Raw genomic sequence first — 6,314 nt, forward strand, 5'->3', positions numbered from 1 at the left:
ATTCAAACAATAAAAGGCGGCCTGGCTCGTTGTGATTACGAGATCGGCCATAAATTCAAATAGCAGGGATTTCCCCTGCGGGGGAGGAACGGAAAATGTATCAAAACGAAATTGCCCGCAAGTGTGAACGCTGCGGAAAAATATATTATTCAGCTCAATGGGTTGTATGCAAAACATGTCTTTTAGACCGGGAGGCCCGGGCATGAAAGAATTCAAAATCAATTTGTCAAAAGGTGAAGTTTTATATACCGGTTCTTACATTTGCACCCTTTCAAAAACGGCGGCCAGTACACCGGAGCCAATTTCTTTGGAAGCAGCAGCCGAAAAGCTCGCGGAAGAGTTAATCATGCAGCAGGCTATGAATCGGGAGCACCAGCGCCAGCAGGATATTGCGGCCAATCAATTCCGGCAGGCACAGAAAGATATTAAGTTGCTGCAGGCGGAGAACAAGCGTTATAGAAACGCATTAGAATTTTACGCCAATGAAACGACGTATACAAACGAATTTGAAGACTGTCCGCCAGCTGTCGAACTCGACGGAGGGCAAACGGCCAGAAAAGCATTGGAGGGGGCTGCGGAATGAATAACATCAAAATCCGGTATACATTCCGGCATAAGGAAACAGGCAATGTCGAATTGAAAACGTACTTTATCAGTCAGCTTGAAGAACGCCCGGCGCGCAAACTGTCTCCCGTCTTTTGTGAAGAGTTCGGTTACGAGTTGATCAGCCGCGATTTATATACCGGCACGAAGGACAAAAACGGCAAGGAGATTTATCAGGGCGATGTTGTTATGTTCTCCTTTATTGACGAGGGCGAAAAAAACACACGATTTATGCAGATTGTTTTTGAAGGCAGCGGCTTCAAGATGAAAGAGATTTGCCGCAACTACAGGCTAGAAAAAATTCATGGAGTCCTTCGTATCAAGCGTGGAACGCTAACAGATCACCAGGGGAAACTTCAAGAGATACACAAACACAATGATCTTTATTTTACAGAAATCATCGGCAATGTACATCAGAATCCCGAAATGTTAGGCGGTGCTGCAGAATGATTCCATTACAAGTAGAACTCCAGCGGAACGTGAAGGCCACGAAGGACGAAGCAATGACCGTCGAGCAGGCGGCCGAGCTTTTGAAGGTTCACCCGGACTACATCCCGACGCTGGTCGCTCGGTCTGACGATCTGAAAATGATCGGCGATACCATTATCGCTAAACGGGATAAAACAAATATCTGGCTGGTCGGGGCATGCGTGGGGCTTTTCTTCTTCGCTGTTGCTGTGCTGCCGAATTTGATCGGGGGTTAAGGGATGGTACGCTCACCTTTAATCTTATTCGGCGGCAAAGGACATACGCCGAACACAACATAATGTACATAGAGCCTTTCGGCGGCTCGGCCAGTTCAGTGAAAACTATATATTAAATAGGGGGATTCAATGGCGCTGAGAATAATTTTTATGCTAATGGGGTTAGGATTCTGGTTTTATTTTCAGTACGAATACAGGCCGGACATGAAAGCAAACATCACGTTAATAGGAGCAATCATTGCATTCACGGCAGCGGCTTATTTTAATGATATTGATAAATTTAGAGAGAAGCAGGAATGAATAGGCTGTTTTACTTAAAAATGAAGATAAGGACGGAAAGAAATGAAAATTTGGAAAGGAAATTATAAAATAGTTTAGAAATATATGGTATGATAGGCTCGTTGAATTCTGGTTAAAGGAGATTTTGTTATGATGCGAACTACACCTAGCCTATTTGATGTAAACCGTTTTTGGAAAGGTTTTAATGAATATAAAAATTACAAAGTTGATAATAAACAACATGATTTTTTTAAACTGTTTCGTAACGAAATTCCTGTAGCATTTGAGAAGGTATTAAAAGAAAAGCAGTTCAAGAATCGAGATTATATAAGCATCAAAGCTTCCACAGGTACTGGGAGGATTTCTGATTCATTCTGGATTGCTTTTCTTGATAATCGATTGACTACCAAAGGAAAAAGAGTATCGACTCAAGTTGGTATTTATATTGTTTTATTGTTTTCAGAAAGCGGAGACAATTTTTATTTAAGTATAGCAACTGGCACTGAAAACTTTAACTTAACTGAAATTAGGGAGCAAGCTAAAGCAGGTAAACAATTCTTTGCTAGACAGATTCAATCAAATGAAAAGTTACTAGGATTTAATACGGATGAATTTTATTTGGGTACGTCCGACAGGCCAAAAAAGTATGCTGCCAGCGCCCTCATCAACAAGAAATTTAATCTATTTACGTTTGATGAAGAGCAATTGCTTAACGATTTATTCATATTAAATGACCTCTTCTATGATTATGTCTATGAACATTATTTAGAAGAAAATAATGGCGAAACTGAACAAGAGAATTTAATAAAGAAAAAAACGATTAGAAGAAAAGTAATAAATGTTGAAAAGTACAGGTTGCTTCGCAAAGAAAAAGAGATTGCTAATGAATTAACTGGAAAGGCAGCAGAAGAGTTTGTCTTCCATAAAGAAAAAGATTATTTAATCAAAGAAGGCAGAAATGAATTGGCTCAAAAAGTTGATTGGATCTCTAATAGGGAAGACGGTCATGGATATGATATAAAATCTTATTTTCCAGATGGCTCTGACAAGTTTATTGAGGTAAAAGGTACCAAGTTTAAAAACAATGATTATCAGTTTTATTTATCTGAACGTGAAAGAGTTGTTGCTGAAGAAAAGGCAAAAGAATATGTTTTAACATTGGTTGAGAACGTGGGGAATCCTAAGCTAATAAAAATCATAAAAGAGGTTAGGGACCCGGTTCATAAAATGTGTTTAAAGCCGCTAAATTATAGTGGCAAACTGAAACCAGAGGGATGCCAAGACAATGACGAATGAAATATTAAAAGACCTAAAATCAATATCAATTACATTCATAAAATTTCTTTGTGTTTTAGCAGTACTTACGATTATAGCAATTATATCTTGGCATTTGAAAGCATATGAAGTTATTTATTACATAATAGTAATAGGTGCTTACCTAATTATTTGGTTTTTAATATATTGTTTTTTAATAAGGCCGCAAAAAGTAAAAAGAGATAATTTGTACCTTTGGTTAGATTCTCCGAATTTCACAGACAAAGAGTTTATTCATGATTTATCGGAGGTTCCTGTTAAGGACTTGTTAGAAAATTTAGAGACAATTTATAAAAAATTATTGATTTATGCAAAACTCGATATAATTAAACTAAAATTATTAAAGGCATACTTCAAGACAAAAAGCTCAGGAAATATTATTGAGGTGCTTTTTCGCTCTTTAGTGGCAATAATTTCAGGACCTTTGTTATTATTTGTGATAAACAATAGACAATTATTTGTATTCCTAAAGCCCAAAGACTTCGCTGAGATTAATCCAACGTTTCTAACCGTGGCAAACATTTTAACTATAGTCTTGTTTTTCTTAAGTGTTCTTATGTTTTTGATATCTGATTCAGTAACAAATAAAAAAAGAAACCTTATAATTGAGGAAATACTTGACGTATGTATTAGCGAATGTAGTAATAAAAAATAAGTCCAAGACGGAAAGCCTGCGGACACTGATCATTGCACAGAATTTTTTCTGCGCTCTGGTTGGTGTCCGTTTTTTGTTATCAGGAGGGATGACATGAAGCGGAAGAAAAAGGAGCCAGATAAAAACGTTTCTGAGCGATCAGATCGCTTTTGGCAGACAAAATATGCAAACTCTGAAAAGAGGCAAGGGCGGCGCTTTGAGACGCAAATAAAGGGAGTGTTTGGTGTGAAGTATGGATTCGCCTATCAAAATGGGAAAATCGTGAATCTTTTGTGCGGAAAAGAAGATTTATTCGAGAATATGAAAAGTTTCTTGATGGAAAAGTGTAGCCTAACAATTCAGGAAGTATCTAAAACTGAATATCTGGCAGAACAAAAAAAGAACGGTTGGAATGAGAAGTATTCTATTTACGGACAAAAGGAGAGTTTATAATGTCTGATCAAATGATGGCTTGGGAAATCGAAGAATGGATTCGTGATTATAATTTTATGCTGCGGGAGATCAGTCGATTGAGCCGCATTCTCAACAAGGTGGAGTTTGCCGGGCAGAAGCTTGTGGCTACTTACGGTGACGAAGCAGGAATGCCGAGAGGATCAGCCGGAATAAGCCAGGCGGAATTACGTCAGATGGATCGTCGTGAAAAGCGGCTCCGTAAATATGAAACTATCGTTGATTTTCTTGAGCGCTCTACTGAAGAAATAGAGGACGAAAAAAATCGTATTGTCTTTGATTGTATGTTAGAAGGGATGAAGTTTCGTGAAATCGCGCTGCATCTTGGCGTTTCCCGCGAAACAGTCAGACGCATTAAAAATGATATTGTGTGCCATTTGTGCCAAATGTGCGAAACGTGTCAGCTTTTGCAATTGTTGAATCAGATAAAATCCGCAGTGTAAAATGGAAGGCAGGACGGGGAGGCGAAATATTCCTGCGTCCCCACCAATTTCATATAGTGATCATTAAGCTCTATGCCCTTATTGGGTGTGGGGCTTTTTAGTAGCAGCAAAAGCCTCCTCCTATTGGAGAAAGGCCAATGCGACAGAGATAATCGTTGAGATAAGTAGATCTATGTTCGTATTTGCATTAATACTCAACTTCACATTCACGTTAATCTTGATCATTATTTGTCACCTCCAAAAGAAATTGCCTTGAGAGGTTGAAGCTCGCACAAAATGCGTGTTCCTTCCTCACTAATAACTGCGTATTAACTTTAGAGAATGGCAAAAAAATATTTCGACAAATTCTGCAAGCGGGTGCTTTTTTATGTTCTCTGTAAACCGATTCCGGTAAATCTCAGAAAAACTATCGGCGGTTAACGGTCTGAGTGCGGCGTCGGTTTAGAGAGAATATCTTTTTCCAAAACAACTCAATTCAAAAGGAGGCGGCGGTGGATGTAGATGGCTGAAAAGCATATTCAGGCGTATAAGGATTACGCCAAAGGCATGAAATACAAGGACCTTGCCGAAAAGTACGGGGTGTCAGTGAACACCATTAAATCGTGGAAGCAGCGGCATGGTTGGGAACGAAAAAAGGGTGCACCCTCCGAAAAAAGTGTGCACACAAAAAAGGCAGGCGCCCCACCTGGCAATAAAAATGCATTGGGAAACAACGGCGGCGCCCCGGAGAGAAATCGAAACGCGGTTTCGCATGGATTCTTCTCAAAGTATTTGCCAGAGGAAACGCTTGAAATCATGGAAGAGATTCAGGAGCGTTCCCCCGCTGATATGATATGGGATCAGATTCAGATACAATACGCGGCCATTCTGCGGGCACAACGCATTATGTTTGTGCAGGATAAAAATGACACTACGAAAATTGTCTCTAAAATAAAAGGTGACCTCAGCATAAATGAGGACGGCAGTCTTTCAAAAGCTCACTTTGTGGAAGAGTTGCAGCACGATATACAATTCGCATGGGATAAGCAGGCGGCATTCCTGAATGCTCAATCACGGGCGATGGGTGAGCTCCGGGGCTTGATCAAGCAATTTGACCAGCTGGCGCATGAGCAAGATGAGCGGCGCCTTAAATTGGAACAAATGCGCTTGAATATCGAGAAGACCAAGAAGGCTATTAACGGCGGCGACGAAAACACCAAAGAAAATGAGATTGCTACAATGTTGAGAAAAATGGTGGATGCCGATGGAACTGAATAAAAAGCAAAAGGAAGTTTGGGACAGCTTCATAAAAGAGCAGCCCAAAATTTTAATTTGTAGCGGCGCAAAGAGGGCAGGGAAAACATTCGTGCTCATTTTGACGTTCCTTGCTCACGTTAGTAAGTATCAAAATATGGGTTTATCCTTCATCATCGGCGGGGCTACTCAAGCAGCCATAAAACGAAATGTCTTGAACGATATGGAATTGATTCTGGGTAAAGAATTGAGGCTCGACAAGTCGAATGCCGTTGAGATATTCGGCAACCGTGTATATTGCTTTGACGGGGCCAATGCTGATTCATGGAAAAAAGCGCGGGGGTTCACGTCAGCCGGTGCATTCCTGAATGAAGCAACTGCCCTGCATGACTCTTTCGTGAAAGAAGTCATTTCCCGGTGCTCCTACAAAGGCGCTGTGGTCATGATGGATACAAACCCTGAGAACCCGATGCACACCGTCAAAACGGATTATATCGACAAAGACGGGCAAATGTTGAAAAGCGGCCGGCTGAACATCCGGTCATTTCATTTCTCGCTGTTCGATAACAATTTTCTCGATCCGGAATATGTGGAGAGCATCGTGGCATCGACGCCGAGCGGCATGTTTACAGA

The 6,314-nt window shown here is 40.4% G+C and carries 10 protein-coding genes; all 10 read left to right on the forward strand.

The genetic code is table 11. From position 1 onward, the window contains the following. The first annotated feature begins 202 nt into the window (after positions 1–202). Positions 203–583 (forward strand): hypothetical protein, encoded by a 381-nt coding sequence (locus BGM27_RS17010; RefSeq protein ID WP_007408608.1) that lies wholly within the window; start codon positions 203–205, stop codon positions 581–583. Beyond that, positions 580–1,053 carry a YopX family protein gene (locus tag BGM27_RS17015; protein ID WP_007408607.1) on the forward strand — a complete coding sequence of 158 codons (474 nt, stop codon included), beginning with the start codon at positions 580–582 and terminating at the stop codon, positions 1,051–1,053. Before BGM27_RS17010 ends, BGM27_RS17015 begins: the two co-directional genes overlap by 4 nt. Further along, positions 1,050–1,307, forward strand: a complete 258-nt coding sequence (locus tag BGM27_RS17020; protein ID WP_007408606.1) for a hypothetical protein — start codon at positions 1,050–1,052, stop codon at positions 1,305–1,307. The genes BGM27_RS17015 and BGM27_RS17020 overlap by 4 nt, the downstream gene beginning before the upstream one ends. A gap of 129 nt (positions 1,308–1,436) precedes the next feature. Next, a complete protein-coding gene (locus BGM27_RS17025) occupies positions 1,437–1,607 on the forward strand; it encodes a hypothetical protein (protein ID WP_007408605.1) in 171 nt (56 codons plus the stop codon). A 129-nt stretch (positions 1,608–1,736) separates the two neighbouring features. Beyond that, the gene (locus BGM27_RS17030; RefSeq protein WP_007408604.1) at positions 1,737–2,882 is read left to right on the forward strand and encodes an MrcB family domain-containing protein; all 1,146 of its coding nucleotides are present in this window, start codon (positions 1,737–1,739) and stop codon (positions 2,880–2,882) included. Next, positions 2,872–3,555 (forward strand): hypothetical protein, encoded by a 684-nt coding sequence (locus tag BGM27_RS17035; RefSeq protein WP_007408603.1) that lies wholly within the window; start codon positions 2,872–2,874, stop codon positions 3,553–3,555. The genes BGM27_RS17030 and BGM27_RS17035 overlap by 11 nt, the downstream gene beginning before the upstream one ends. 93 nt (positions 3,556–3,648) lie before the next feature. Further along, entirely contained in the window at positions 3,649–3,987 is a 339-nt protein-coding gene (locus BGM27_RS20600; RefSeq protein ID WP_007408602.1) for a hypothetical protein, read from the forward strand. Then, on the forward strand, positions 3,987–4,448 hold the full coding sequence (locus tag BGM27_RS17045; protein WP_007408601.1) for a sigma factor-like helix-turn-helix DNA-binding protein: 462 nt from the start codon (positions 3,987–3,989) through the stop codon (positions 4,446–4,448). Before BGM27_RS20600 ends, BGM27_RS17045 begins: the two co-directional genes overlap by 1 nt. Before the next feature lie 501 nt (positions 4,449–4,949). Then, entirely contained in the window at positions 4,950–5,705 is a 756-nt protein-coding gene (gene terS / locus BGM27_RS17050) for a phage terminase small subunit (protein ID WP_007408599.1), read from the forward strand. After that, a partial coding sequence (locus tag BGM27_RS20605) for a PBSX family phage terminase large subunit (RefSeq protein WP_254122896.1) occupies positions 5,692–6,314 on the forward strand: 623 nt, incomplete at its 3' end. The genes terS and BGM27_RS20605, both read left to right, overlap by 14 nt.

It is taken from the genome of Bacillus sp. FJAT-27001 (genome assembly GCF_019039175.1).
GTDB classification, from domain to species: Bacteria; Bacillota; Bacilli; order Bacillales; family Bacillaceae; genus Bacillus; species Bacillus velezensis.

Bases quoted from the DNA above. Each gene is read 5' to 3' on its own strand.
- BGM27_RS17010 (WP_007408608.1), top strand. From the start codon at position 203: ATGAAAGAATTCAAAATCAATTTGTCAAAAGGTGAAGTTTTATATACC.
- BGM27_RS17015 (WP_007408607.1), top strand. From the start codon at position 580: ATGAATAACATCAAAATCCGGTATACATTCCGGCATAAGGAAACAGGC.
- BGM27_RS17020 (WP_007408606.1), top strand. From the start codon at position 1,050: ATGATTCCATTACAAGTAGAACTCCAGCGGAACGTGAAGGCCACGAAG.
- BGM27_RS17025 (WP_007408605.1), top strand. From the start codon at position 1,437: ATGGCGCTGAGAATAATTTTTATGCTAATGGGGTTAGGATTCTGGTTT.
- BGM27_RS17030 (WP_007408604.1), top strand. From the start codon at position 1,737: ATGATGCGAACTACACCTAGCCTATTTGATGTAAACCGTTTTTGGAAA.
- BGM27_RS17035 (WP_007408603.1), top strand. From the start codon at position 2,872: ATGACGAATGAAATATTAAAAGACCTAAAATCAATATCAATTACATTC.
- BGM27_RS20600 (WP_007408602.1), top strand. From the start codon at position 3,649: ATGAAGCGGAAGAAAAAGGAGCCAGATAAAAACGTTTCTGAGCGATCA.
- BGM27_RS17045 (WP_007408601.1), top strand. From the start codon at position 3,987: ATGTCTGATCAAATGATGGCTTGGGAAATCGAAGAATGGATTCGTGAT.
- terS (WP_007408599.1), top strand. From the start codon at position 4,950: ATGGCTGAAAAGCATATTCAGGCGTATAAGGATTACGCCAAAGGCATG.